Source organism: Proteiniborus sp. (genome assembly GCF_040308045.1).
In the GTDB taxonomy this organism is placed as follows: domain Bacteria; phylum Bacillota; class Clostridia; order Tissierellales; family Proteiniboraceae; genus Proteiniborus.
Window position 1 is genome coordinate 1 of sequence record NZ_JAWRHZ010000048.1, and the last position, 25,856, is coordinate 25,856.

The following is a 25,856-nucleotide window of genomic DNA, read 5'->3' on the forward strand; positions in this document are numbered from 1 at the left end:
AAATGGGGATTTGTCATCCATTTTTGTTTATAAAGATATTAAAATAATTATCCCTTGCAAGGGGTAAGGATTTTTAAGCAATACAAATATTCAAAAATCAAGGGTTGTTAGAAATCTCTATTAAGATTTTTGACAATACCACCTTCCTAATGGAGGTTTTTTTTATGCCTTTAAACTAGTCCAGCGAGGCTGAAAAGGAGGAATAATATGTTAAAAGGAAGACATTTAATTGAACCAATGGATTTTACTAATGAAGAGCTTGAAGGAATATTTGATTTAGCAGATGACATCATTAATAATCCTAAAGAATATGCCCATGTATGTGATGGGAAAATACTAGCAACATTGTTCTTTGAACCAAGTACAAGAACTAGATTAAGTTTTGAAGCTGCTATGCTAAGATTAGGAGGAAGAGTAATAGGATTCTCAGAACCTAACTCAAGCTCAGTGTCAAAAGGAGAAAGTATAGCAGATACTATTAGAACTGTTGGCTGCTATGCAGATATAGCAGTTACACGACATCCAAAAGAAGGAGCACCAAAGCTTGCTTCAATGTATTCCAATATTCCATTAATAAATGCAGGAGATGGTGGACATCATCATCCTACTCAAACCTTAACTGATCTTCTCACTATTAGAAGTGTAAAAAAACGTCTTTCAAATTTAACCATAGGCCTATGTGGAGATCTTAAATTTGGAAGAACAGTTCATTCCTTAATAAAAGCAATGTCAAGATATGAAAACAACAGATTTATATTGATTTCCCCACCAGAATTACGTATTCCAGAATATATAAGAAAAGAAATACTTCAAAAAAATAATATTCCCTTTATAGAAGTAGAAAAAATAGAAGATTGTATAGATGAACTAGATATTCTTTATATGACAAGAGTTCAGAGAGAAAGATTCTTTAATGAAGAAGATTATGTAAGACTTAAAGACAGTTATATTCTAAATGCTGAAAAGATGACTCGAGCAAAGTCTGATATGATTGTTCTACACCCTCTTCCAAGAGTCAATGAAATTTCATATGACATTGATAATGATCCTAGAGCTTACTATTTCAAACAGGCTAGATTTGGAATGTTTGTAAGAATGGCTCTTATGGCAAAATTATTGGGGGTGGTTGAATAATGGTTACTATAAATAGCATAAAAAGAGGAATAGTAATTGACCATATAGAGGCAGGTCAAGGAGTAAAAATATTCAATTATTTAGGCTTGGATAAAGCAGACTTTACTGTAGCTCTAATTAAAAATGCTACTAGTAAAAAACATGGGAAAAAGGATATTATTAAAATTGAAAATGTTATAGACTTTGATTTAACAGTTCTTGGCCTTATTGATTCAAATATAACTATAAACATAATAGAAGAGGAAGTCATTATTGAAAAGATAAAACCAGAGCTTCCAAAGAGAGTAGAAGACATAATAAAATGCAAAAATCCTAGATGTGTCACTTCAGTAGAAAGAGATATTGTTCATAGATTTGTACTAGTAGATAGGAAAAAAGGACAATATAGATGTGAATACTGTGACGAAATATATCACTTTTTAGAGGTGTAGACTATGGAGTTATTAATAAAGGGAGCTAGGGTAATTGACTGGAGCAGAAGTTGTATATCAGATGTATATATTAAAAATGGCATCATACAAGAGGTGAGACCAAATATTCAGTTAAAGTGCAATACAATTAAGGCAGAAGGACTTGTCCTTCTACCTTCTTTTGTAGATATGCACTGTCACTTTAGAGAACCAGGATTTGAGTATAAAGAAGACTTATTGACTGGAAGCCTTGCAGCAATAAAAGGAGGATTTACAGCAGTCAATCTAATGGCAAATACTAAGCCTGTATGTAGTAGTATGGAAACAGTTAACTATGTATTAAACAGAGCTAAAGAAATTGGACTAGTAGATATACATCAATCCCTATCCATAACCAAAGATTTTAATGGGAAAGACACACATCATCTAGATAATATTGATGAAAGAGTAAAGATTATATCTGATGATGGAAATGGAGTAGAAAGCAATGAAATAATGCTTAAAGCAATGCTAAAAGCTTCAGAGAAAAATCTTATAGTGATGTCCCATGCTGAGGATAGAGAAATAAGTAAATATGATACTAGACTATCAGAAAATATATCTACAGTTAGAGATATAGAACTAGCAGGAGCAACTAATGCAAGACTTCATATGGCTCATGTAAGCACAAAAGAGGCTTTACAATATGTTATTGAAGGGAAAAGAAAGGGATTTAGGATTACTTGTGAAGTAGCTCCGCACCACATTGCTCTAGACCATAGAACTGAATATAAGGTAAATCCTCCACTTAGAGCTGAAGAGGATGTAATATTTCTGATAGAAGGTATTAAAAATGGCTGTGTAGATGTAATAGCTACAGATCATGCGCCTCATAGTTCTTCAGATAAAGAAAAAGGAGCCCCTGGCATATCTGGATTAGAGACAGCTTTTCCAGTATGCTATACCAAGTTAGTGAGAGAAGGACATATTTCTCTAAATAAGTTATCAGAGCTTATGTCAAGAAATCCTTCTAAGTTAATGGGGTTAAATAAAGGAGAAATAAAGGAAGGCTATGATGGAGACCTAGTTTTAGTAGACATAGAAAAGATGTGTGAAATAGATTCAACTCACTTTTTATCCAAGGGTAAAAATACTCCTTTTGATAAAACTATAGTTTGGGGAAATGTAGTGGCAACTATAAAGGCTGGAGAAGTGGTATATACAAGGGAGGAGATAAATTATGATAATTGATAGACTGTATGAGTCAGTAGCAGAGAAAGGCGTAGTATGTGTAGGATTAGATACTTCATTTGATTATATACCAGATAAAATTAAAAAAAAGTTTTCAACAATATCAGATACCATATTTGAATTTAATAAAAGAATAATAGATGCTACTTATGATATTGTAGCATGCTTTAAAATACAGATTGCATACTATGAGGCCCTGGGTATTGAAGGATTAATAGCTTATAAAAAGACAATTCAATATGCCAAAGATAAAAAATGCCTAGTAATAGCAGACATAAAAAGAGGAGATATTTCAAAAACTGCTGAGATGTATGCAAAGTCTCATTTTGAAGGCGATTTTGAAACTGATTTCATCACATTAAATCCTTATATGGGAATGGATAGTATTAAACCATATCTAAACTATGTAAGAGAAAAAGAAAAAGGATTATTCATTCTAATTAGGACATCAAATGAAGGAGCACATGATATTCAATATATAAAGGATTCAAATAATAAACCTGTTTATAAAATTGTGGGAGATAAAATTAAAAATATAGCGAGCGAATACATTGGAGAACATGGTTATAGCTCCATAGGAGGAGTTGTAGGATGTACTCATTCAGACGAAGCTAAAAGTATTAGAGACAATCTAGACAATATGTTTTTCCTGATACCTGGATACGGAGCACAGGGTGGAAAATCAGAAGATGTAGCTAGATACTTAAAACAAGGGAATGGAGGGATAGTTAATTCTTCTAGAGGTATACTACTAGCTTATAAAAAGCATAATGATGATAATAAATTTGATATCTATGCGAGAGAAGAAGTTTTATCTATGAGGGAGGCAATAAATAATGCAGTCAAAGCATATAAAGGTTAGAGTCTATGAAAATAAAGAAATATCAATAGGAATCTTTAAGCTAACTATACAAGGTAGCTTTGAAGGTAAGCCAGGACAATTTTATATGCTGAGAGCATGGGATAAACAACCATTCCTATCAAGGCCTATTAGTATCCACAATTTAGACAAAGGGAAAATAGAATTTCTATATGAAGTAAGAGGAGAAGGGACAGAGTTTTTTAGCAATTTAAAAAAAGATGAATTCATAGAACTATTAGGACCGCTAGGTAATGGATTTGACATAGACAGTATAAAAGGGAAAGTGGCTATTGTTACAGGTGGAATTGGCATAGCCCCAATGTATTATGTAGCAAAACAATTAGAAACATGTGAAATTGAATTTTATGCTGGATTCAGAGACCAGGTATATTTAATAGATGAAATAAAAGATTTTGCAAATGAAATATATGTATCGACGGATACAGGACAATTTGGACATAAGGGATTTATAACAGAAATCTTTAATCCAAAGAAATATGATATTGTTCTTTGTTGCGGACCAAGTATTATGATGGATATAATTTTACGTGTTTGCAAGGAGAACAATAAAAAGGTATTTATTTCCCAGGAAAATCGGATGGCATGCGGAATAGGAGCTTGTCTAGGTTGTACCTGCAAGACAAACAGTGGAGCGAAGACAGTATGCAAAGACGGACCAGTTTTTAGTGGTGAGGATGTGATAATTCATGCTTAAAGTAAATATTTGTGGTGTCGAATTTAAAAATCCTGTAATAGCAGCATCTGGAACATTTGGATTTGGTAAAGAATACTCAAAATTCTTTGAGGTTTCTAAATTAGGTGGGATATGTACTAAAGGATTAACTTTGAATGAGAAATATGGAAATGAAGGAATTAGAATTCACGAAACAACTGGAGGCTTAATGAACAGTATAGGACTTCAAAATCCTGGGATAGACAATTTTATTGCCAATGAATTACCATTTATGAATGGGCTTGATACAGTTATTATTGCTAATCTCGGTGGAAGTAGTATGGAAGAATATTTAGAAGGGATAGAGAGGCTTAATGATACTCATTTAGACTTTATAGAGCTAAATATTTCATGCCCAAATGTGAAAGCAGGAGGTATGGCATTTGGTATAAAGTCTAAGGTAGCATATGAAGTTGTATCGCAAGTGAAAAAAGCTTCACAGAAACCAATTATCGTAAAGCTTTCGCCAAATGCAGAGGATATTGTAGATATGGCAGTAAAATGCTGTGAGGCAGGCGCAGATGCACTATCTCTTGTAAATACTTTTAAGGCTATGGCCATAGATGTATATAAGAGAAAACCAGTATTTAATAATATCACTGCAGGTTTATCTGGCCCAGCAATTAAGCCTATAGCTTTACGAATGGTTTATGAAGTATCAGCAGAAGTAAAGGTGCCCGTTGTTGGAATAGGAGGCATAATGGATTGGAGAGATGTTATAGAGTTTATAATGGCAGGGGCTGATGCTATACAAATAGGAAGTGCCAATTTTGTGAAACCAGATATAACTTTAGATATAATTAATGGAGTGGAAGAGTTTCTAAAACAGGAAGGAATTAAATCCATTAAGGAAATTAAAGGAATAGCGAGGAGGCAATAACATGGTCATAGACATTTTGAAAAAAACAGAAGCTTTATTAGAAGGTCACTTCTTATTATCGTCAGGTAAACATAGCGACAGGTATATTCAATGTGCCAAAATTCTTCAATACCCAGAAGAGGCTGAAAAAGTTTTAATGACAGTTGTAAACCAATTAAAGAGAATAGAGATAGATGTGGTATTAGGACCAGCAATGGGTGGAATCATAGTAGCCTATGAGATTGGAAGACAGCTAGGAAAGAAGGCAATTTTTTCAGAGAGAGATAAAGAAAATGATTCAATGGTTTTAAGAAGAGGTTTTGAGATAAAAAAAGGTGAGAAGGTTTTAATAACTGAAGATGTAGTGACTACAGGAAAATCTGCCCTAGAAGCTATAAATGTAGTTCAAAGTCTAGGCGGAGAAGTGGTTGGGATTGCATGTATAGCAGACAGAAGCCAAGGAAAATTACATTATCCTATATACAGTGCAATAAAGCTGAATATTGAAAGCTATGAAAAGGATGATTGTCCACTTTGTAAAAAAGGATTGCCATATATAAAACTAGGTAGTAGGAAAAAAGTATAACGGCTAGTATAGCCGTTATTTTTTTTCGTTTAATATATATAATATTCCAATAGTATTAGGCCCGCAATGACTTGATATTACACAACCTGCATCAGTAATTATTATTTCCTCTACATCTAGATTTGCCTCTAACTCTTTCTTTAAAAACATGGCATCTTCCAGCCCTTCAGTATGAGTTACAAATACTCTTTTTCTATCCATATTGTCTTTGTCCTTTAGAGCATTTTCAAGCATAGTTTCAAGGATTTTTTCTCTCTTTCCTCTTGCTTTTTGACCAACAATCATACCACCATCTACTACCTTAATAATTGGTCTAATTTTAAGTACACTTCCCATTAAGGCCTGAAGAGATGAGCATCTTCCACCTTTATGTAGATACTCTAGGGTATCAGGTACAAATGCAGTTTCTACTCTAGGAACTAGTTCTCGTATTCTTTTAGCAATCTCTTCTACACCTAAATTTTCTTTTGCTAAATCAACTGCTTTCATGACAAGCAGCCCAATTCCAGTAGATAAATTACATGAGTCTACTATTTCAATATTTGCATTTGGAAATTCAGATGCTGCTATTCGTGCATTTTGTATTGTGGATGATAGCTTTGTTGAAAGTCCTATATAAAGAATGTCTCTTCCTTCATCAATAAAGGGTTTAAAGGCATTGATAAAGTCTAATGGCGATGGAGCAGAAGTTTTAGGAAGCTTGTCATGCTTATCTACTTTAGAATACAGTTCTTTAGTCCTTATATCAACTCCATCTTTGTAGGTATCATCATCAAAGCTAACATATAGAGGGACTATAGAAATATTATTGGATTCAATAAGGTCCCTGCTTAAATCACAAGTGCTGTCAGCAAATATTTTCACCTCACCCACTTGTATTTTCTCCCCCTTCTATATTATTTCTACTAAATATTATACTACTATAACAGTAAATATAACAATTATTATTATATTATCACAATTGTTATAAAAATAGGTTTACTTTTTCTAATAATTATATATAATAGTTATAATAATATATTTAAATCAATGAATGAGAATAGTAGACATCTATTCAAGCCATAGCGATTCAGGGATGGTGAAAGCCTGAAGCTTTGATATTTGTTGAATGGACTCATGAGTTCAAGTCTGAAATAATAGTAGGACTTGACGGATATCTACCGTTATAGATTAAGTGAGTCTATTGACTAACTAGAGTGGTACCGCGGAAACAGCCTTTCGTCTCTTATTGGGATGGGAGGCTTTTTTATTTGTAAATATAAGCAATATTAAAATATTAAATAGATTCAAGAAAATGGAGGTAATAGTATGAGTGAAAAGAAAGTTATTCTTAGTGGAGTGAAACCTACAGGAGAGCCTACTTTAGGTAATTATCTAGGGGCACTTAAAAATTGGGTAGAATTGCAAGATGATTATGACTGCTATTATTGTATAGCAGATTTACACGCTATCACCGTACCACAAGAACCTAAAGACTTAAGAAGGCGTTCTCTAGAGATATTGGCTCAATATATAGCATCTGGTATAGAGCCTGAAAAAAACATCTTGTTTTTTCAATCCCATGTAAGCGCCCATGCTGAATTATCCTGGGTGCTAAGTTGCATATCATATATGGGACAATTGGGAAGAATGACACAGTATAAAGAAAAATCACAAAAAAGTGAAGAAAATCTAAATGCAGGATTATTCACATATCCTGTTTTAATGGCTGCCGATATTCTATTATATCAAGCTGACCTTGTTCCTGTAGGAGAAGATCAAAAACAGCATCTAGAGCTTGCACGAGACTTAGCTATAAGATTTAACAATAGATATAGCGAAACCTTTAAAGTACCTGATATTTATATGTCAAAAGTAGGTAGTAGAATAATGGGATTACAAGATCCTTCAAGCAAGATGTCGAAATCAGGTAATGACGAGAATGACTATATTTTACTAATTGAAGATAATGATACTACAGTAAGAAAAATAAAAAGAGCTGTTACAGATTCGGTTGGAGTTGTTAAATATTCTGATGAACAACCAGGAATCAAAAATCTTATTACAATCTATTCTAAGCTTTCTGGAGATAGTTTATCTGAGATTGAAAGCAAATATGAAGGTCAAGGATATGGAAAGTTCAAGACAGATTTAGCTGAAGTGGTAGTTGAAGGACTAAGACCTGTTAGAGAAAAATTCATGGATTTAATGAATAATAAAGACTACCTAGAAAAAATATATACAGAAGGAGCAAAACAAGCAGAATATGTAGCAAATAAAACTCTAAGAAAAGTATATAAGAAGGTTGGATTTATACCAAGATAAATGCAGTAGGGACGGTTCTTTTTGCATCTTAACGTTGGTTTAACAAATACTAAGATTATTGCCATCTTAAGAAGGTTTTTAGATTCTGGCTTCCATGCCAGCCCATGTTCTGCATAGATTCAAATAACTACTATTGATTAGAAAGGAGACAAAATTATAACTATGGATGAATCTAAAAAAGATAAAATAAGGCAAAGCGTTCGTTCTAGCTACAGGAAGGTAGCAGTTGCAAAAAAAGGAACGGGCTGTTGTGGCGCAGCAACACTAAAAGGACTTTCAAAAAGTGTAACCACAAGTATAGGTTATTCTAAAGAACAAATATCTTTAGCACCAGAAGATGCAGACATGGGGCTTGGATGTGGCAATCCTTTAGAAATCGCCAACCTAAAAGAAGGTGAAGTTGTTTTAGACCTTGGAAGTGGTGGAGGATTTGACTGTTTCATAGCAGCAAAAAAGGTAGGAGATAATGGTCATGCAATTGGAGTAGATATGACACCTGAGATGATTAGTAAGTCCCGTAGGCTTGCAAGAAAAGGAAAATATAAAAATGTAGAATTTAGACTAGGGGAGATCGAGAATCTTCCAGTAGCAGATAATATTGTAGATGTCATAATCTCTAATTGTGTAATAAATCTGTCACCAGATAAACAAAGAGTCTATAACGAAGCCTATAGAGTGCTTAAAAAAGGTGGAAGAGTTGCAATTTCCGATGTAGTTCTCATGAGAGAGTTAACAGAAGAAATGAAAAAGGATGAAAAACTTTATTGCGGCTGAGTAACAGGAGCTTCTTCAGTTGAAGAGCTAGAATCATATCTACAAAAGGCTGGATTCAAAGAAATAAGTATAACAACAAAAGAATTATCTAAGGAATATACAGAAAGATGGGGACAGGATTTAAAAGTAGGAGAATATATCATGTCAGGGGAGATAAAAGCAGTAAAATCATAGAACTAAGCGACAGAGGAGAGTAAAAGCTTCCCCTGTCGCTTTTTATAATACGTGCATAATATTCTTATATAACTTCTGCTATATATTAAGAGTTGATTAAATAAAATGCATATTATCTAAAATACATGAATAGAAGAGCAGATTATATAGACTCCTGGTGAAATGTACTAGATTGGAAGAAGGTAGTTAAAAGGTTTGAAGAACTAAAATTGATTTTTAATTTGAATTTAGTTTAAACCCTGCAACGCAGGGCTTATTTAATTTTTTTGACACAAGCTAAACGCTATATGGTTTGCAGAAACATTCTTTTATAGTGTAGAATTAAATATATAAATAAGCTGAATAATCAACTTTTAAATTGAAAGTAGAGTTTTAAATCATAAAAATTTTGTAGAAAGGAATTAAAATAAATGGATAAATTCCCAACAATAGAAGAAATTCATGAAATACTTGATGAAATAGCAGAAGAAATACCTGAATATTTTTTTGAACAATTAAATGAAGGAATCATTCTTATACCAGAGTACAAAATCCATCCTGAAAGTAGAGAAATGGACAGACTATATATAATGGGAGAATATTCTAGAAGCATAACTGGTAGACATATAGTAATCTACTATGGTTCTTTTAAAAAAGTCTATAATGGAGTATCTATGAGAACATTGCGTGAAAAACTAAAAGATACACTGTTGCACGAATTTACACATCATCTTGAATCATTAGCAGGAGAGAGAGGATTAGAGATAAAGGACTTTCAAGATATACAGATATATAGAAAAAAAAGAACAGATTAATAACATTCTACATTTTAACAATAGTTTTGTAGCTAGGAATAAACAAAGACTCCATCTAGATAGAATCTAAGCATTTTACATCTATTTTTTAAAAACTCAGCAAATTTAAAAGGGCTTGGTCAATATGATCATAGTTCCTAGAATCCAGCCATTCATCTGGAATTATAATGTAGTTGCAGTTATTGCTTTTGAGATAGCTATATATTATCTGAGCTTCGTCTATGTCTTCTTTTTTAATTTCTATAGTTAGACTTAGTTCATTATCTTTAAAGCAATTTAAAATATTGGACTTTAATTGGATTTGTGTTTGTTCCATGCTTAAGTTATCTAGTTTATATTTTTCATTAAAAAGAACCTTATTTCCCTTAATAAGAAAAAGTTTTACATTTGAATTGTTTAAATGTTCAATTACTGCGATATTTTTATTATCTTCTGTGAATTCTATTACTTTTTCTTTGCTTATGAGAGTTTTAATTGCAATTACATAATCTCTATATTTTGCAGCAACTTCAAAATCAAAGTTTTCAGATGTTTTTTGCATTTTTTGCTTCATTTCTTCAAGTATGCTCATGTCGGTACCATTTAGCAATTCTACTATTCTATCAATGATTTTATCATATTCCTTAGCTGCAGTACCACCCAAGCACATGCCAATACATAAACCTAAGGAATAGTTTAAACATGGAGCTTTTTTTTTAGAAGTGCTGTTACAGTCTATTTTGCAGAATTCTTTTATACCTTTGATAGCTCTTTCTACAGTATTTCTGTTTGTATATGGTCCAAAGTAAATACTTGAGTTCTTTTCATTAATATTGTTTTCAATTTTTATACCTGTATTTTCTTCATCAGTATTTATTCCTATATAGATATAAGAAGATGGAGTTTTCATTTGCTTATTATATATAGGTTTTATATCTTTTATTAGTTTGCATTCTAGTATAAATGCTTCGAATTCTGTATCTGTAAGTATATAGTCAAAATCTTTTATGGTTTTCACAAGTCTTTCAACTTTAGGAGGATGGTTTCTTGAATTTTGAAAGTAAGAGCTAACTCTATTTTTAAGGCTTTTAGATTTTCCAACATAAATAATATCACCAGAAAAATTTTTCATAAGATAAACTCCAGGTGTTGAAGGAAGATTTTTTACCTTTTTTTTAAAATCCATATCTGCTTTCCTTTCTTAAATAATAAATCAATTATATTTTAACATCATATAAAGAACTGTGCAATGTGCTGAAATAGTCAAATTCATATCTAGGGAAAATAAGTAAAAAGGAAATTCATATGGTAGTAGTTATGATATAATAGTCTTAGTTTTTCAATCTAGCGTAAAAATAAATAAAGATAGGTTTTTATCATTAGAGGTGAATTATGTTTAATATTACAGAAGAAGTAATCAGAAATTTATCCCCACTTCGTACTACGCATATAAAAGGACAACAGTATTACAGAGCAAATAGAGTAAGGGAGATCAAATTTAACAGTGAAACAATGTCATTTAATGCTATTGTTTCAGGTACTAAAAGATATAATGTGAAAGTAGTATTTGATAAAGATGGAGATTTTCACAGAGGATCATGTACATGCCCAGCATATGATGAATACTGGGGATATTGTAAACATATTGTAGCTACACTATATGAAATTGGGGAAAGAGATAGAAGAGGAGAATATGACATAGCTAAGTCACATGGAATAGCTAAAAATATATTAGACTTTTTTAGATATAAACAACTTGATATAAAAAATCCAGTTCAACTTGAAATAACCTATGAATTTGAACCAAATCCTTATACAGACATGGAAAATGCATCTTATGTAAGTTTTCGTATAGGGGAAAATAAGCTTTATGTAGTAAAAAGCATAAAAAAACTATTAGAAAGCATAGAAAGTAAAGAAGAATTGCAATTTGGAAAGGATTTCACATTTGATCCTAAAATTCATAAATTTAAACCAAATGATCAACCTATAATAAACCTATTAAAAGAAATTTACGATACAGAAAAAATAATCAATGAAAATGTATATGGATTTGGGAAAACAAGCTTATTTAAAGGGAAAAGAGTAAACTTCACATCAATTACCACAAAAAGATTTTTTGAAATTATGAAGAATAGAAGCTTTAAGGCAATAATAATGAATAGAGAATATGAAAATGTAAAAATATTAGAAGAAGACATCCCTTTAAAGTTTAAGCTAGATAAGAAGGGAAGAGATTTAGTTTTAAATGTAGATTATGGAAAACTGCTCATTCCATTAGTAATGGATGGAGAATATTTCTTTAGACAGGATACAATTTATAAAACCTCAAAACAGCAAAGAGAATATTTTGTTCCTTTTTACTCTGCACTTGTGAGGCAGAAAGATAATTCTATTAAAATTCCACAAGAGTATAACGATAATTTTGTGTCAGAAGTATATCCATTCATAGAAAAAATAGGAGAAGTAGAAATAGACCAAAAAGTTCAATCATCTATATACAAGCCTGAGATAAAACCTGAAGTTTATTTAGATACTAAAGATGATTCTATATTAGCCAATTTAAGATATATTTATGGAGATATAGTTATTAACCCATTTGCACATGAAGAAAAGAAATCAAAGGAAGATAGGATACTCATAAGAGATTTAGAAAAGGAAAAAGAAATAATTAGCATTTTTGAAACATCAGAATTTAAAGTTAAAAATAATCAGATTTATCTTGATGATGAGGAGAAGAAATTTGAATTTGTTTTTAAGAAAATACCTTTGCTTCAGGAAAAGGCAGAAGTATTTTACTCTGATGCTTTTAAAAATGTAAAAATAAAAGATTTGTCTTCGTTTTCAGGAGGAGTTAGGCTGAATTCTGAAAATGACATGCTAGAATTTAGCTTTGACATAAGTGGTATAAGTAAATCTGAGTTAATAGATGTTTTTAATTCCATAAGAGAAAAGAAAAAATACTATAAACTAAAAGATGGCTCATACCTACCTCTTGAAATGGACGAATTAAAAAGTATGTCTGAAATACTAGAATATCTAGAGCTAGAAAAGAAGGATTTTGAAAAGGATATTATACAAATACCTAAATTTAAAGCTTTATATTTAGATGAAAAGCTTAAGCAATCTGAGAATAGCTATATAAAAAGAAATCTTTTGTTTAAGGAACTAGTGCAAAACATCAGAGAGCCTGGAGACATAGATTATAACATACCAGAACAGTTAGAATATATACTTAGAGATTATCAAAGATTTGGCTTTAAGTGGCTAAAGACCTTAGCTGCTTATGGAATGGGAGGTATATTAGCAGATGATATGGGATTAGGTAAAACTCTTCAGGTACTAACCTTTATATTGTCAGAAAAAATTGAAGGCAATAAGCTTCCAAACCTCATTGTAGCGCCTACTTCTTTAGTATATAACTGGGCTGCTGAGGTTGAAAAGTTCACTCCAGAATTAAATACTTTAGTTATTTCAGGAAATAAAGATGAAAGACAAAATAATATTGAGGATATAATGAACTATGATATAATAGTTACTTCTTATCCGCTTATTAGAAGAGATATAGAACTATATGAAAATATCACATTTAAGTATTGTATATTAGACGAGGCTCAGCATATAAAAAATCCAATGTCTCAGAATGCAAAATCAGTAAAGGAAATAAAGGCACAAAACTACTTTGCACTTACAGGGACTCCTATAGAGAATTCTCTAACAGAACTATGGTCAATATTTGATTTTATTATGCCAGGATATTTATTTTCACATAGTAAATTTACAAAGAAATTTGAAAGACCTATTATCAAGGAAAATGATAAAAAGTCATTAGATGAATTTAGTAAATATATAAAACCGTTTATATTAAGAAGACTTAAAAAGGAAGTTCTAAAAGAACTACCTGATAAGATAGAGCATAAGCTTGTAGCAGAATTGACTAAAGAGCAGAAAAAGGTATACCTTGCATATCTTAATCAAATAAAGAGCGAAATAGAAGAAGAGATAAAAGATAAAGGCTATGAAAGAAGCCATATAAAGATATTAGCTGGATTAACAAGGCTTAGACAAATTTGCTGTCATCCATCCTTGTTTATTGAAAACTTTAATGGTGAAAGTGGTAAGCTTCAGCTTCTTGAAGAGATTATTGACGATACTATAGATGGCGGTCATAGGATACTTTTGTTTTCACAATTTACAAGTATGCTACAAATAATAAGAAGTATGCTTGAAAGCAAGGGCATAGAATATCTTTACCTTGATGGCTCAACAGAGACAAGGGAAAGGGGACAGCTAGTTGACAGCTTCAACAAAGGTAGTGGAGATGTTTTCCTTATTTCTTTAAAGGCAGGAGGTACAGGTCTAAACCTTACAGGAGCAGATACGGTTATTCATTTTGACCCATGGTGGAATCCTGCTGTAGAGGAGCAAGCTACGGATAGAGCATACAGAATAGGACAAAAAAATGTAGTTCATGTAATGAAGTTAATAACACAAGGAACAATCGAAGATAAAATCTTCAAGCTTCAGGAAAGAAAAAGAGAATTAATAGATTCAGTAATTCAACCAGGTGAAACACTTGTTTCAAAAATGAGCGAAGAAGAGATTAGAGAGTTGTTTGAATTCTAAGGTGGGAGGGATGTGAAAATGTTTTTAGATCTAAATAAAAAGCTTTTTGAAGTTAAAGAGAATTTAAGAAGAAAACAGAAAGTTAAGCTTATGCTAGAACGATCTAAAGAGGAATTAGAAATGCTAAAAAGCAAAAATGAGGAGTTCGTAAGAATCTTACATAAGGAAAAAAGAGACGTTGAAAAACTTGAAGCCTTAAGCTTAACAGGACTTTTCTACTCTATATTGAGAAGCAAAGAGGAACAGTTAGACAAAGAAAGACAAGAGTATCTTGCAGCAAAACTTAAATATGATGAGTCTTGTAATTCTATAAAATATATTGAGGAAGAAATCAGCTCCTATGAAGAAGAACTAAGAAAATACCTAGGTTTAGATGAAGAATATAAAAACTTACTTAAAGAAAAACGGTATTTAATATTAAATAAATCTGACGAAAATTCTCGTAAATTAGCAGATAATTTAGATGGAGTTACTGATTTAGAATTGAATGCTAAGGAAATAAATGAGGCAATTAATGCGGGAAATATTGCTATGAAAGCCTTAAAACAACTAACAGATACCCTAGAAAGTGCTAGAAGTTGGGGACAGTGGGATATGTTCGGAGGAGGATTATTAGCAACAGCTGCAAAGCATTCTAGAATAGATGATGCGAAAAGGCAAGTAAATGAGGTTCAAAGACTAATAAGAATATTTAATAAAGAGCTGCTTGATGTAAATATTTCAACAGATATCAAGATAAACATAGGTTCTTTTGATACTTTTGCTGATTATTTTTTTGATGGACTTATTTCCGATTGGATTGTTCAAAGTAAAATAAATGATTCACTAAATAACGTTAACAATGTAAGCAGAAATCTAAATAAAACCTTAAGTACATTAACAAAAGAATTGAATGACTTAAATCTAAAGCTAGAGGGGTTACAAAAAGAGATTCATAATTTAATTGAAAATGCTTAAGTTTGTATATGTTTTTTTCATAACAAATGTTATGTTCTTACAAATATTTATCAGGCATGCTTTAAGTTTGATGCTGTATTGCCAGAAGTATTGATACAGAAATTTTCAATTCATGCATTTCTTACAAAATTCATACATTAATAAACAGTAAGAACTATTATTTATCAGACACAACTAATGAAGATATATGGGTAGGAAAAGGTACTATTATTGAAGAAGGTACTTCTATTAAAAGAAGTATAATTTGGGATAATGTAAATATATCAAAGAATTGTAAAATTAGAAAAGCTGTACTGTGTAACGATGTATTATTAAACGAAAGGATAAGAATATTTGAAGGTGAAGTAATAGGCTCATATGAACTATTTGAATTACCCATTGCATTTTGTAGTTTATACTTATATTTATTTCCAAATATATGGGACTTGTCCAATATTCACAATTAATTGTAAATATTAAGCCTTTAGACTTCAGGTCATTAATGTTATACTTTCAACAAGGTCAATCTTAGAAGTACTTCCCCTAACATCATATCTAAAAAAAGAAAAGTTATAAGGAGGTAAACTTATGAAAAGAAATTCAACAAAAATTAAAATAGTTTCATCTTTAGCAGCACTATTTGTACTTTCAAACATTAGTATAGCTAATGCCGCAAGCTATAGAGTTAATTTATCAAACAATCAAAATTGTACATGGACAACTACTAGAACATATACATTTAACCTTAGTGATTGCCTTAACAAATATGGAAATGTTATTAAGGTTACGACTAAAGGGGATGTTGCTAATACAGGGAAACCTGTAGAAACAGAAGCGCCAAAAACAGAAGCGCCAAAAACAGAAGCACCAAAAACAGAAGCACCAAAGCAAGAAGCTCCAGTAAATAATGATACACAACAAAAACCAGTAGACCAACCAAGTAACGATAAACAAGAATCTAATTTAGGCGATGTTAGTTCAATTGAAAAAGAAGTTGTTAGATTGGTAAATGTAGAAAGACAAAAGAATGGCCTTAGTCCACTTGAACTAGATGTAGAATTATCAAGAGTTGCTCGAATAAAGTCACAAGACATGGCAACTAAAGGATACTTTAGTCATACATCACCAACTTACGGAAGTCCTTTTGATATGATGAAGCAGTTTGGAATTAAATACTCTGCTGCGGGGGAAAATATAGCTATGGGTCAGCCATCAGCAGAAGCAGTAGTAAAAGCTTGGATGAACTCTGAAGGACACAGAGCTAATATTTTATCAAAAAACTTTACAAAAATCGGAGTTGGATACTATAAAGGTAGCAACGGAAGTCCATATTGGACACAAATGTTCATTAAACCTTATTAATTTAGATAAGCACAACGAAATAAGTCATTATGCAGAGGTGTGGATGTTTTCACACCTCTGTTTTGTAGTATGCAGTAGGGACGGTTCTTTTTGCATATTTCTTGTGGTAATGTTGACATAAAAAACGCTCCTTTCTGGTTTTTATATTATTTAGATTCCTGCCAGAAAAGGGCATTATTTTTCACAAAAGCACAGATTATTTTACATTATATCTTGATTGATTGCTATATTTATTTATTAATTAAATAACTGCAACTATTAATAAGATTAATCCAATTATAGGCATAACAACCCATGATATTTGTTGCATGGAAATATAAAAATCTGAAGGCTCTGGATCTTTTACAGTGAACATATGATTGAGACTAAAGAAAAGTAAGGGATATTTTATGTCTATTAGTGTTAAGGCGAATATTATTATGGCTAGCACTAAATACCCAAATTCCCCTCGAATGCCTTCATTTGCTAAAGCTGCAAAATCTGCAATACTTTTTAAGAATATTTTATAGTCCTCATTATAATTTATTTCTTTATTTACTATAATTCCTGCTTCTTCCCAAAATGGCGTACCATTTTCATCAAACAGAAATGGGCTATCTTTTATATATTGCCCATGAAAGACAGTGTTACCATTTTCATCTTTGATATTCAAATTACTGTATCCCCAATAATCAACGTCTTTAAAGCTTACATTGTATTGCTTGTTAATATCATTTGGCAATCTAAAATTTACATCTATGCTATCTTGTTTATTGGTTAAGGCTTTGACAGAAATTTGAATTATACCTTGTTTTGCTTTACCGATATATTGTATATTGGGATATTCACCTTGTTTTTTAAGAAAAGCATCATCATAAAAGACTCCAGTAGTGAAGAAGTATTTTAGATATAAGAAAAGTAAAATTACTATTAATATTGCTAGCAAAAATCTGAGGGATTTTTTATTTGAAATCCTTTGCTTCACTAAATCAATATTCATTAGGTCCCCTCCATAATTGAATTAAGACTTCTATACATAATAAGTATACCATATTATTCCTTAATTAGAAATAACGGATTAACTCAATACAATTACAGAATTCAAATAGCAGTCTTAAATTAATGTTTTTGGCAAAAAAACAAAATGAGCATATGCAAATATGTGTATTTAGTTACATGTTTAGCCACAATAAAAGGAAAGGATGAAAAAGTATACTCTTCAGAGCTTCTAAGCTTTTACTTTGGACAAATGTTGCCTTTTTTGTTAAAATAAATAATAAGATAAAAAAATTAACAAGGGTTTTGATTAAAAATTTTTAAGATAAAGATTTGGAGAATAAACTATGAAAAAACGAATAATTTTTTTTGTATTCATTTTTAGTCTGATTTTTCTACTAAGTTGTGAAAAACAAGACTATAGAAGAATAATAATAGAAGAAAATGTAGGATTAGAAAAGGAAACCCCTATAGATTCTTCTATTTTTGGACAAGTATATCTGGATATAGATGGCAACGATTGTTTTTACCCAGCCTTCTATCATCGGGAAGAAATATATGGATATCTAAAAAAAGGCCATGGTAATGATCGTATTGGTAGAAAATATTTATATAAATTAGATAACAATAATAAATTAACGGAAACATTGAAGGAAGACATAGACTCCAAACCAGGGTTTAACAATGTTGGATTTAAGGAGGATCAGGTTTACATCATAGATTACACTATAAGAAATAAACCAACTCTAATCCGTGAATTGTCTAGAATAATTAATGAACTAGGAGAAGACGAAAAGGAAAACCAATATGAAATATCTTATGTGTCTGGAAGTAATAGATACTTAGTTATAAATGAAATATCCTCCAATGGGGACATAACAAATGTTTTCTTATATGATTTAGTTGGGCAAATGTTCTATAAAAATAACAACAATAGTTATGGTGAAATATGCTATGTTTTTGAGCTAAGATCATTAATTTGGATAGATCAAAAAGATTTTAAGATATATAAAGTCCTTCTTAAAGGTGGTTATTATACCTTAGAAGAATATATTGATTTAGGAATAGATGAAGATATAAGCAGGATAAGGGGAATTATGAAGAATGGTTATGAGTTAATCCTTTTCCATGATGTTAGATTAGGAAATAAAGATGACTGGAATTTAATGGGGACATCTGCTGTTACAAGTTATAATTTTGCGACTAAGCGATATGTTCATTTATTTAATAAACCTATTGATAAAAACTTACATATGGAAGACTTAGGGGATGGAGTCGTTATAAAAGAAAGCTCTGATTTATTTAATAAACCTAATGATGAAAACCTATACATGAAATACTTAGGAAATAATATCTTTATAGAAGAAAGTTTTGATATGTTTAGTGACTATATTGAATTAACTAGGAGAAGGATATATTACTATAATTATACTGAACCTCTCCTAGTTCATGATGAAGAGTTTCAAGAAAAATCACAACAAATTTATCCAGAAATAAATGTATTAGTTAATGAGTCTGGAAATGAAATATTTTCCACTAGGGAAATAAAGAAAATGATAGATGGTATCCCTGTTACTAAAAGCGTTATTTACCAGAGAATTAATATATCTCCGTCCAAATAGGAGTCTGAAACCAAACTAGGGAAATGGGGGGGACAAAAATGACTAAAAAGATTTTAGTAGTCGAAGATGAATACTCAATTAATGATATCTTGACAATAACTTTAATAAATGAAGGATATGAGGTGGAAAGTTTTTTTGATGGTAAAACTGCATTGGAAAGGATAAAGGTATTTAAACCTGATTTGGTACTCTTAGATTTAATGCTTCCTGATATAGACGGTTTTGAAATCTGTAAGCAAATATCTAAAGACCATTTAGTTATTATGATTACGGCTAGGGATAGTATTTTTGATAAAATTATAGGGTTAGAGTTGGGAGCAGATGACTACATAATTAAGCCATTTGAGATTAAGGAAGTAATAGCTAGAGTAAAAGCATTATTTAGAAGTATTGAAAAAGAAAAACAAATTTTATCAGAAGAGTTTATTGAACTAGGGGAAGGTATAGAAGTAGATTTGCTTGGTGAACGAGTATTTAAAAATGGAGAGGATATTCAATTAAAGAGACAAGAATCTGCCTTGTTTTTCTTTCTATTGAAAAATAGAAATAGGGTATTTACTAGAGCTGAACTTTTAGATGGTGTATGGGGATATGATTATTATGGAGATTCTAGAACAGTTGACGTTCATATTAGAAGGATTAGAGCTAAACTAGAAACACCCACCATTATAGAGACTGTATTTGGGAAAGGCTATGTAATGAGGTAGAATGATGTTAAATACTATTAGAGGTAAGATAACCACTGGAATAATTTTAATTAGCTTCATAATCTTAATAATAATAAACCTTACAATATGGCAGATATTTGAGGGTAATTTACAAACCTCCATTTTAAATGACATGAAGAGAATTATGTCAATAATACATTATGGACTTGAAAGACAAATACTAAATCCACAGGGAGATATAACTTTATATAATAGAAGTAATTTGTGGTCAATTATGAATAAGGAAAATCTCCAATACGACATATATTTATCAATAATGTATGATAGTGATGATTATATACAGTTTGCAGGTGAGCTCATTGATAAAAAGAGCATGGATAAAATTATAGAAGATAGTGGCAAGAAATCGTCACTACTATATATTCACAATGGGGATAATAGATATTTTGCTACCTACTCATATCCAGTATATATAAAGAATAAATACATAGGTATATTCGTATTCCAAAAGGATTATTTAGCTCAATATAATAACTATAAAGATTTGATGGCAAGAATATTAGTCATTCAATCTATTTTATTTATTATAATGATATTAGTAAACTTTATTTGGCTAAAAAGGTCAACTAATTCACTCAATACATTGCTAAAAGGAATAAGGTCTATAGGTGAAGGGGAATTTTCTAATAGATTAGAAGCAAAAAGTAATGACGAAGTGGCTATCATCATTCACCATTTCAATAAAATGCAGGATCAAATAGTATCACAAATGGAATATTTACAACAGGAGAAAATTAAAACAGAGAGACTGGAGAAATCCACTAGGAACTTTTTCAACTATGCAACACATGAGATGAAAACTCCAATTACTTCAATTACAGGATATGCACAGTTATTAAGTCAGGGTAAGATAGATGATAAAACAAAAGATAGAGCATATGAAAGGATAATAACAGAAGCTGATAGAATGAGTAAAATGGTTCAAAACATGTTAATTGTAGCTAAAGGTAAAGAAATAAAAAATGAACATAAGGAATACTTTGACTTAAATGAACTGATAGGCAAAATAATTAAAGAATATGAAGTAATATATAATAGAGGAAAGATAGAACTTAATTTAGAAAACAAAAGTATGATAATCTTTGGAAGTGAAGAAGAAATACGGGCAGTTATTTTAAATCTTATTGACAATGCTATAAAATATAGTGTAAATGGACAAATAAAAATTAGAGTTTATTTAGATAACCATGCATATATAACACTAGAAAACAAGACATTACCTATACCAGAGGGAATAAAAATTACCTTATTTGAACCATTTGTAAAATATAATCATGGCAATCAAAAACAAGCTAGCTCTGGACTAGGGCTATATATATGTAAAGAATTAATTGAAAAAAATAATGGTAAAATAAATTATAATTTAGATGTAGATACAATTAGTTTTACAATAGAACTACCCATAGTGACCAATTAATATAGATGAGGAGCTAAAAGTCCTCATCTATTTTTTTATGACCTAACCCGATTGTTTCGGACGCTTTTCCGAAAGAATCGATGGTAGGTCAAACGCACCAAGCACCAAATTTATGTGAGCGGTAGCGAACAAATAAATTTGTGTTGCTTGACTGCGAAATGCCTAACCCGATTGTTTCGGACGCTTTTGCGAAATATATTTAACAACTTGGAAACATCTAGGTCATATTTGGCAAAGACTAACTGATATAATTTGCTTTAAGATATCTCTATATTTCACACTATGCAAATTATAATAAGGGGGAGAAAAAATGGGATATAAAAAAGTATTAATTATTTTGCTAACACTTTCACTCATGTTTGTATTCTATGGGTGTACTAAAGAGAATAAGACCACAGATGTAGCTAAGGATATCAAAACATATAAAGAAGTTATATTAAGTGAAGCATTAGAAGTGGAGAATATACTAGACGTGTGCTTAAATAATAATAACGATCTAGTCCTATCTATTATTGGTAAGGATAGTAGAAAGTATGTAGTACTAGATGAAAACGGAGATGTAAATAAGGAGATAAATACTGACTTTAGTGGAAGACCAAATATTTTCACTTTTGATAAAAACAATAATATGTACATACTAGCAGATAAACCAGAGTTAAATGAGAATAGAGAAATAACGTCAATAAGTAAAAAGCTTCTTTTTTATGATAATGAGTCCGATTCTATTACTGAAGATAATGTAATAGGACAATTAAATGATACTGCAGCAAGGTCAATAGAAGATACTACGAGAAAAATAAAAGTAGATAGTAAAGGCAACATATATGCTCTAAAGCTAGGCGGAAGCATAGAAGTCTTTGACAGCAACTTAAATATAAAAAAAGTATTAGATTCAACACCATATTGGGACATAGAAATGGATGAGGAAGACAATCTTTTAGCGCTAAAATATGGTAGAGATGAAAATAAACTAGACAAAATAGACACAAACAGCTATAAAACAATATGGAGCAAAGAGTATAGCTACACAGATGGACCAAATAAAATCTACTATAACAAAAACACTAAGAACCTGTATGGAATAAATGCAGGATGGGTAGCAAAATATGATTCAAAGGGAGATTTAACAAGTAGAATTTTAAACACTGGAGAATTATCAGACATAGATATGATACTTGATTTTATGGTGGATAATAGTGAAGAAATATATTTAACAGCAGATAGTCAGGATGGCTACAAGCTAATCAAATATATAGAATCAAATTCTGAAACGGTGGCAAATACAGGAGTCGAAGATGAAAAGACCGAAATAATTGTAGAATTAACTAGAGACTATGACAATCTATTTACTAAGGCAGCAAAGAGATTTGGGGAAATTAATCCTGATATAAAGGTTACAGTTAATTTGTATCCTGACCTTGATGAATATCAGTATAGTGATAAGCTAAATACAGAAATAATGGCAGGAAAGGGACCAGATATTTTATATCTACGTCCATGGAACTTTATAAGAACATACATAGAAAAAGGTATATTAGTTAACCTAGATGAGGTCATAGAAAAAGATAATGAATTTAATATTGAAGGTTACAACACACATATTATTGACAATTCAAGGTATAATGATGAATTATATACTATGCCTATAAACTACTACCAATTTTATACCTTTGTACTAAATGAAAAACTACTAGAAGAAAAGGGAATAACTCTAGATGATAATCTAACATGGAAGGATGTATACGCTCTTTCAGAAAAATTAAATGAAAATAGTAATGAACAAATATACGTTTTACCTAAAATGGATGATTGGAGCCTAAATGAACTTATATTAATGCAGGATATAGACCATTACTTGGATTTGGATAAAAAAGAGGCTAAATTCAATACAGAAGAATTTATTGAAGCCTTAGAACTAATGAAGTCCATAAAAGAAGACAATATAATGCATCCAGATTTGTTATGGTATGAGATAATGAATGCAACTAACTATGGCGAAATAAAAGATTTAAGCAATATAGCAATATATCTAGGGCAAACCCATTCGTATGCCTATATACAGGGTCTAGGGTCTTTCTATGATGGCTTTACTGCCGTATCAGCACCTAAGGGAGAGTATACAGGTGACAGGTTATATTATAGCGATTATTTAGCCATAAATTCTAATTCTCAGCACAAAGAAGAGGTATGGGAATTTATAAAATTTATAATAACAGAGGAAGCTCAAACTTTTGATGATAGGATAATACAAGGAACTTTCCGTATTAATAATAATGCAAGCCAAAAACAAATTGATGGGATGTTCGAGTATCAAAACAAGTACCCAGACCAAATGGAAAAGGATAAAAGTTATTTTGCAAATGAAGAAGATATAGATGAACTTAACAGGATAATAGGCAATTTAAACAAGCCTAAAACATCAGAACCTATATATGATGTAATACAAGAAGAGGTTAATAGATTTTTAAGTGGTGAAAAATCAGCAGAGGAAGTAGCTGAACAACTGCAAAATAAGGCTGATATATATTTGCATGAATAGGACGAAGAATCTCGCTTTTCAATTATGAATTGCAGTAGAAAGGGGGAACATACCGTGCTTTCTAGATTTAGCATTAAAGATAAGATTGTAGCTTTGCTACTTATTGCACCAAGTATAATTGGCATATTGGTGTTTTATGTGGCACCATTCACATGGATGGTAGTATTTTCTTTCTTTGACAAGCCTGTAAATGGAAGTTTTGTAGCGTTCAAAAATTACATTGATTTAATAAACAATGGAGTATATAGGAAAGCACTGCTAAACACTGCTGTATTTACAGGAATCAGCGTACCATTGGTAATAATATTGTCTTTAATATTGGCAATATTGTTAAATCAAAAAATACATTTTAAATCTACACTAAGGACTTCTTTTATAGTACCATTAGTTGTGCCAGTGGCATCTATTATATTATTTTTTGAATATATATTTGATTATCGTGGTGTTATAAATAAAATTTTGGGTGTATTCAGTTTAAATCCTACGGATTGGCTAAATTCATCTTTTGCCATGGTTGTAGTGATCATAATATATGTATGGAAAAACCTTGGATATAACATGATATTATTTTTAGCGGGACTTCAAGGCATACCTAAAGAATACTATGAAGCTGCAGATATAGATGGAGCTGGAACTCTAACTAAGTTTTTCAATATAACCACAGTTTATTTAATGCCTACTACTTTTTTCGTAATAATTATATCCATAATCAACTCCTTTAAGGTATTTAAGGAAGTATATCTTTTATCAGGAAGTTATCCACATGAAAGTATATATATGCTTCAACACTATCTCAACAATATGTTCAGCAAGCTTGATTACCATAAGCTGGTCACATCAGCAGTATTGATGGCTGTAGTATTGTATTTAGTCATATTTATAGTATTTAGGATTCAAAAAAGAATAGAAAGATATATCGAAGGCTAGCGAGGGGGGATATGCATGAGGAAAAATAAAAAACTAGCAGTCACTATATTCTTAATTGCATTTGCTTTGTTGATACTTTTGCCTCTTATAGTGACAGTTACTAATTCCTTTATGAGAAACTCTGAAATTATGGAAAGCCATGGAGTCTTTACAGGAGAGGCTACTAAGGAGGAAAAAGAAAAATTTAGAAGCGTTAAATTGATTCCGGATAGTATTGTGTTTGAACAGTACTATGAAGTTTTAGTAGGAAAATCAAAGTTTTTAAGAATGTTTTGGAATTCCGTTTTTCTAGTACTTCCTATAGTGATCTTCCAGACAATAATATCATCAGCAGCTGCATTTGTATTTGCTAAAATAAAGTTTAGAGGAAGAGATACGCTTTTTTTTATATATATTATAATTATGATGATGCCATTTCAGGTTACTCTCGTACCAAATTATTTAGTATTAGACAAGCTAGGTATTTTAGACAATTACATGTCTATAATACTTCCTGGAATCTTTGGGGCATTTGGAGTCTTTCTCTTGAGACAATTTATGATATCAATTCCAAATGAATATATTGAGGCAGCAATGGTTGATGGATGCTCATTGGCACAGATTTTCTTTAAGGTTATTCTTCCACAGTCAAAGGGAGGAGTAGCTTCACTGGCCATATTATCATTTATAGACAATTGGAATATGGTTGAACAGCCATTGATATTTTTAAAGGATACAAATAAACATCCATTATCCATATATCTTTCTGTAATAAATAATTCTGAACTAGGTATTGCCTTTGCAGCCAGTGTTATATATATGATACCTGCTCTTTTGGTATTCTTATATGGACAAAATTATCTAATCGAGGGCATATCTAATTCTACAATTAAGAAATAAGGGGGG

General features: G+C 31.0%; 23 protein-coding genes, 1 pseudogene and 1 other annotated feature. Of the genes and pseudogenes, 21 read left to right on the forward strand and 3 right to left on the reverse strand.

Annotation, left to right across the window (positions count from 1 at the left end):
* The first annotated feature begins 207 nt into the window (after positions 1 to 207).
* Genes pyrB through pyrE form a run of 7 tightly spaced genes read left to right on the forward strand, consistent with a single transcriptional unit; the run spans position 208 to position 5,814 of the window.
* Positions 208 to 1,134 carry an aspartate carbamoyltransferase gene (gene pyrB / locus ABV008_RS09880; protein ID WP_352419658.1) on the forward strand — a complete coding sequence of 309 codons (927 nt, stop codon included), beginning with the start codon at positions 208 to 210 and terminating at the stop codon, positions 1,132 to 1,134.
* Positions 1,134 to 1,565, forward strand: coding sequence for an aspartate carbamoyltransferase regulatory subunit (locus ABV008_RS09885; RefSeq protein WP_352419659.1), 432 nt, complete (start codon positions 1,134 to 1,136; stop codon positions 1,563 to 1,565). Before pyrB ends, ABV008_RS09885 begins: the two co-directional genes overlap by 1 nt.
* Before the next feature lie 3 nt (positions 1,566 to 1,568).
* Positions 1,569 to 2,774 carry a dihydroorotase gene (locus ABV008_RS09890; protein ID WP_352419660.1) on the forward strand — a complete coding sequence of 402 codons (1,206 nt, stop codon included), beginning with the start codon at positions 1,569 to 1,571 and terminating at the stop codon, positions 2,772 to 2,774.
* Positions 2,764 to 3,636, forward strand: a complete 873-nt coding sequence (pyrF, locus tag ABV008_RS09895; protein ID WP_352419661.1) for an orotidine-5'-phosphate decarboxylase — start codon at positions 2,764 to 2,766, stop codon at positions 3,634 to 3,636. Before ABV008_RS09890 ends, pyrF begins: the two co-directional genes overlap by 11 nt.
* Entirely contained in the window at positions 3,611 to 4,351 is a 741-nt protein-coding gene (locus ABV008_RS09900) for a dihydroorotate dehydrogenase electron transfer subunit (protein WP_352419662.1), read from the forward strand. Before pyrF ends, ABV008_RS09900 begins: the two co-directional genes overlap by 26 nt.
* Positions 4,344 to 5,249 carry a dihydroorotate dehydrogenase gene (locus tag ABV008_RS09905; protein ID WP_352419663.1) on the forward strand — a complete coding sequence of 302 codons (906 nt, stop codon included), beginning with the start codon at positions 4,344 to 4,346 and terminating at the stop codon, positions 5,247 to 5,249. The genes ABV008_RS09900 and ABV008_RS09905 overlap by 8 nt, the downstream gene beginning before the upstream one ends.
* A gap of 1 nt (position 5,250) precedes the next feature.
* On the forward strand, positions 5,251 to 5,814 hold the full coding sequence (pyrE, locus tag ABV008_RS09910; RefSeq protein WP_352419664.1) for an orotate phosphoribosyltransferase: 564 nt from the start codon (positions 5,251 to 5,253) through the stop codon (positions 5,812 to 5,814).
* Positions 5,815 to 5,829: 15 nt separating this feature from the next.
* Here the strand turns inward: pyrE and ABV008_RS09915 are convergent, their stop codons facing one another.
* Positions 5,830 to 6,687 carry a DegV family protein gene (locus ABV008_RS09915; protein WP_352419665.1) on the reverse strand — a complete coding sequence of 286 codons (858 nt, stop codon included), beginning with the start codon at positions 6,685 to 6,687 and terminating at the stop codon, positions 5,830 to 5,832.
* A gap of 147 nt (positions 6,688 to 6,834) precedes the next feature.
* Positions 6,835 to 7,043, forward strand: a binding site (T-box leader).
* A gap of 79 nt (positions 7,044 to 7,122) precedes the next feature.
* On the opposite strand from ABV008_RS09915, the gene trpS reads away from it, so the two are divergent.
* From trpS to ABV008_RS09935, 4 genes and pseudogenes are all read left to right on the forward strand, one after another.
* Positions 7,123 to 8,118 (forward strand): tryptophan--tRNA ligase, encoded by a 996-nt coding sequence (gene trpS, locus ABV008_RS09920; RefSeq protein WP_352419666.1) that lies wholly within the window; start codon positions 7,123 to 7,125, stop codon positions 8,116 to 8,118.
* 162 nt (positions 8,119 to 8,280) lie between these two features.
* Positions 8,281 to 9,066, forward strand: coding sequence for an arsenite methyltransferase (gene arsM, locus ABV008_RS09925; RefSeq protein WP_352419667.1), 786 nt, complete (start codon positions 8,281 to 8,283; stop codon positions 9,064 to 9,066).
* A gap of 107 nt (positions 9,067 to 9,173) precedes the next feature.
* A pseudogene (locus tag ABV008_RS09930) lies at positions 9,174 to 9,227 on the forward strand (Fe-Mn family superoxide dismutase); the annotation flags it as partial.
* Between the two features lie 249 nt (positions 9,228 to 9,476).
* A complete protein-coding gene (locus ABV008_RS09935) occupies positions 9,477 to 9,860 on the forward strand; it encodes a metallopeptidase family protein (protein WP_352419668.1) in 384 nt (127 codons plus the stop codon).
* A gap of 88 nt (positions 9,861 to 9,948) precedes the next feature.
* On the opposite strand, the gene ABV008_RS09940 is transcribed toward ABV008_RS09935, so the two are convergent.
* Entirely contained in the window at positions 9,949 to 11,025 is a 1,077-nt protein-coding gene (locus tag ABV008_RS09940) for a UvrB/UvrC motif-containing protein (RefSeq protein ID WP_352419669.1), read from the reverse strand.
* A 206-nt stretch (positions 11,026 to 11,231) separates the two neighbouring features.
* Here ABV008_RS09940 and ABV008_RS09945 point away from each other — a divergent pair, with 206 nt between their 5' ends.
* The 4 genes from ABV008_RS09945 (at position 11,232) to ABV008_RS09955 (ending at position 16,763) form a co-directional block, all read left to right on the forward strand.
* Positions 11,232 to 14,465 (forward strand): DEAD/DEAH box helicase, encoded by a 3,234-nt coding sequence (locus ABV008_RS09945; RefSeq protein WP_352419670.1) that lies wholly within the window; start codon positions 11,232 to 11,234, stop codon positions 14,463 to 14,465.
* A gap of 18 nt (positions 14,466 to 14,483) precedes the next feature.
* Positions 14,484 to 15,422, forward strand: coding sequence for a hypothetical protein (locus ABV008_RS09950; RefSeq protein ID WP_352419671.1), 939 nt, complete (start codon positions 14,484 to 14,486; stop codon positions 15,420 to 15,422).
* 140 nt (positions 15,423 to 15,562) lie between these two features.
* Positions 15,563 to 15,868, forward strand: coding sequence for a GlgC family sugar phosphate nucleotidyltransferase (locus ABV008_RS16300; protein WP_502929772.1), 306 nt, complete (start codon positions 15,563 to 15,565; stop codon positions 15,866 to 15,868).
* 121 nt (positions 15,869 to 15,989) lie between these two features.
* Positions 15,990 to 16,763, forward strand: a complete 774-nt coding sequence (locus ABV008_RS09955) for a CAP domain-containing protein (protein ID WP_352419672.1) — start codon at positions 15,990 to 15,992, stop codon at positions 16,761 to 16,763.
* Between the two features lie 241 nt (positions 16,764 to 17,004).
* Here ABV008_RS09955 and ABV008_RS09960 read toward each other — a convergent pair whose 3' ends face one another.
* A complete protein-coding gene (locus tag ABV008_RS09960; protein ID WP_352419673.1) occupies positions 17,005 to 17,742 on the reverse strand; it encodes a DUF6199 family natural product biosynthesis protein in 738 nt (245 codons plus the stop codon).
* 343 nt (positions 17,743 to 18,085) lie between these two features.
* On the opposite strand from ABV008_RS09960, the gene ABV008_RS09965 reads away from it, so the two are divergent.
* The 6 genes from ABV008_RS09965 to ABV008_RS09990 all read left to right on the forward strand — a co-directional run bounded on the left by ABV008_RS09965 (position 18,086) and on the right by ABV008_RS09990 (position 25,850).
* Positions 18,086 to 19,360 (forward strand): hypothetical protein, encoded by a 1,275-nt coding sequence (locus tag ABV008_RS09965; protein WP_352419674.1) that lies wholly within the window; start codon positions 18,086 to 18,088, stop codon positions 19,358 to 19,360.
* 38 nt (positions 19,361 to 19,398) lie between these two features.
* Entirely contained in the window at positions 19,399 to 20,067 is a 669-nt protein-coding gene (locus ABV008_RS09970; RefSeq protein WP_352419675.1) for a response regulator transcription factor, read from the forward strand.
* A gap of 4 nt (positions 20,068 to 20,071) precedes the next feature.
* Complete coding sequence (locus ABV008_RS09975; protein WP_352419676.1) at positions 20,072 to 21,505, forward strand: HAMP domain-containing sensor histidine kinase; 1,434 nt, start codon at positions 20,072 to 20,074, stop codon at positions 21,503 to 21,505.
* A gap of 310 nt (positions 21,506 to 21,815) precedes the next feature.
* Complete coding sequence (locus ABV008_RS09980) at positions 21,816 to 24,044, forward strand: ABC transporter substrate-binding protein (RefSeq protein WP_352419677.1); 2,229 nt, start codon at positions 21,816 to 21,818, stop codon at positions 24,042 to 24,044.
* A gap of 54 nt (positions 24,045 to 24,098) precedes the next feature.
* Positions 24,099 to 24,971, forward strand: coding sequence for a carbohydrate ABC transporter permease (locus tag ABV008_RS09985; RefSeq protein WP_352419678.1), 873 nt, complete (start codon positions 24,099 to 24,101; stop codon positions 24,969 to 24,971).
* 15 nt (positions 24,972 to 24,986) lie between these two features.
* Positions 24,987 to 25,850: a carbohydrate ABC transporter permease gene (locus ABV008_RS09990; RefSeq protein ID WP_352419679.1), complete on the forward strand. Its 864-nt coding sequence runs from the start codon at positions 24,987 to 24,989 to the stop codon at positions 25,848 to 25,850.
* Positions 25,851 to 25,856 lie beyond the last annotated feature (6 nt).

Bases quoted from the DNA above. Each gene is read 5' to 3' on its own strand.
- pyrB (WP_352419658.1), top strand. From the start codon at position 208: ATGTTAAAAGGAAGACATTTAATTGAACCAATGGATTTTACTAATGAA.
- ABV008_RS09885 (WP_352419659.1), top strand. From the start codon at position 1,134: ATGGTTACTATAAATAGCATAAAAAGAGGAATAGTAATTGACCATATA.
- ABV008_RS09890 (WP_352419660.1), top strand. From the start codon at position 1,569: ATGGAGTTATTAATAAAGGGAGCTAGGGTAATTGACTGGAGCAGAAGT.
- pyrF (WP_352419661.1), top strand. From the start codon at position 2,764: ATGATAATTGATAGACTGTATGAGTCAGTAGCAGAGAAAGGCGTAGTA.
- ABV008_RS09900 (WP_352419662.1), top strand. From the start codon at position 3,611: ATGCAGTCAAAGCATATAAAGGTTAGAGTCTATGAAAATAAAGAAATA.
- ABV008_RS09905 (WP_352419663.1), top strand. From the start codon at position 4,344: ATGCTTAAAGTAAATATTTGTGGTGTCGAATTTAAAAATCCTGTAATA.
- pyrE (WP_352419664.1), top strand. From the start codon at position 5,251: ATGGTCATAGACATTTTGAAAAAAACAGAAGCTTTATTAGAAGGTCAC.
- trpS (WP_352419666.1), top strand. From the start codon at position 7,123: ATGAGTGAAAAGAAAGTTATTCTTAGTGGAGTGAAACCTACAGGAGAG.
- ABV008_RS09935 (WP_352419668.1), top strand. From the start codon at position 9,477: ATGGATAAATTCCCAACAATAGAAGAAATTCATGAAATACTTGATGAA.
- ABV008_RS09940 (WP_352419669.1), bottom strand. From the start codon at position 11,025: ATGGATTTTAAAAAAAAGGTAAAAAATCTTCCTTCAACACCTGGAGTT.
- ABV008_RS09945 (WP_352419670.1), top strand. From the start codon at position 11,232: ATGTTTAATATTACAGAAGAAGTAATCAGAAATTTATCCCCACTTCGT.
- ABV008_RS09950 (WP_352419671.1), top strand. From the start codon at position 14,484: ATGTTTTTAGATCTAAATAAAAAGCTTTTTGAAGTTAAAGAGAATTTA.
- ABV008_RS09955 (WP_352419672.1), top strand. From the start codon at position 15,990: ATGAAAAGAAATTCAACAAAAATTAAAATAGTTTCATCTTTAGCAGCA.
- ABV008_RS09960 (WP_352419673.1), bottom strand. From the start codon at position 17,742: ATGAATATTGATTTAGTGAAGCAAAGGATTTCAAATAAAAAATCCCTC.
- ABV008_RS09965 (WP_352419674.1), top strand. From the start codon at position 18,086: ATGAAAAAACGAATAATTTTTTTTGTATTCATTTTTAGTCTGATTTTT.
- ABV008_RS09970 (WP_352419675.1), top strand. From the start codon at position 19,399: ATGACTAAAAAGATTTTAGTAGTCGAAGATGAATACTCAATTAATGAT.
- ABV008_RS09975 (WP_352419676.1), top strand. From the start codon at position 20,072: ATGTTAAATACTATTAGAGGTAAGATAACCACTGGAATAATTTTAATT.
- ABV008_RS09980 (WP_352419677.1), top strand. From the start codon at position 21,816: ATGGGATATAAAAAAGTATTAATTATTTTGCTAACACTTTCACTCATG.
- ABV008_RS09990 (WP_352419679.1), top strand. From the start codon at position 24,987: ATGAGGAAAAATAAAAAACTAGCAGTCACTATATTCTTAATTGCATTT.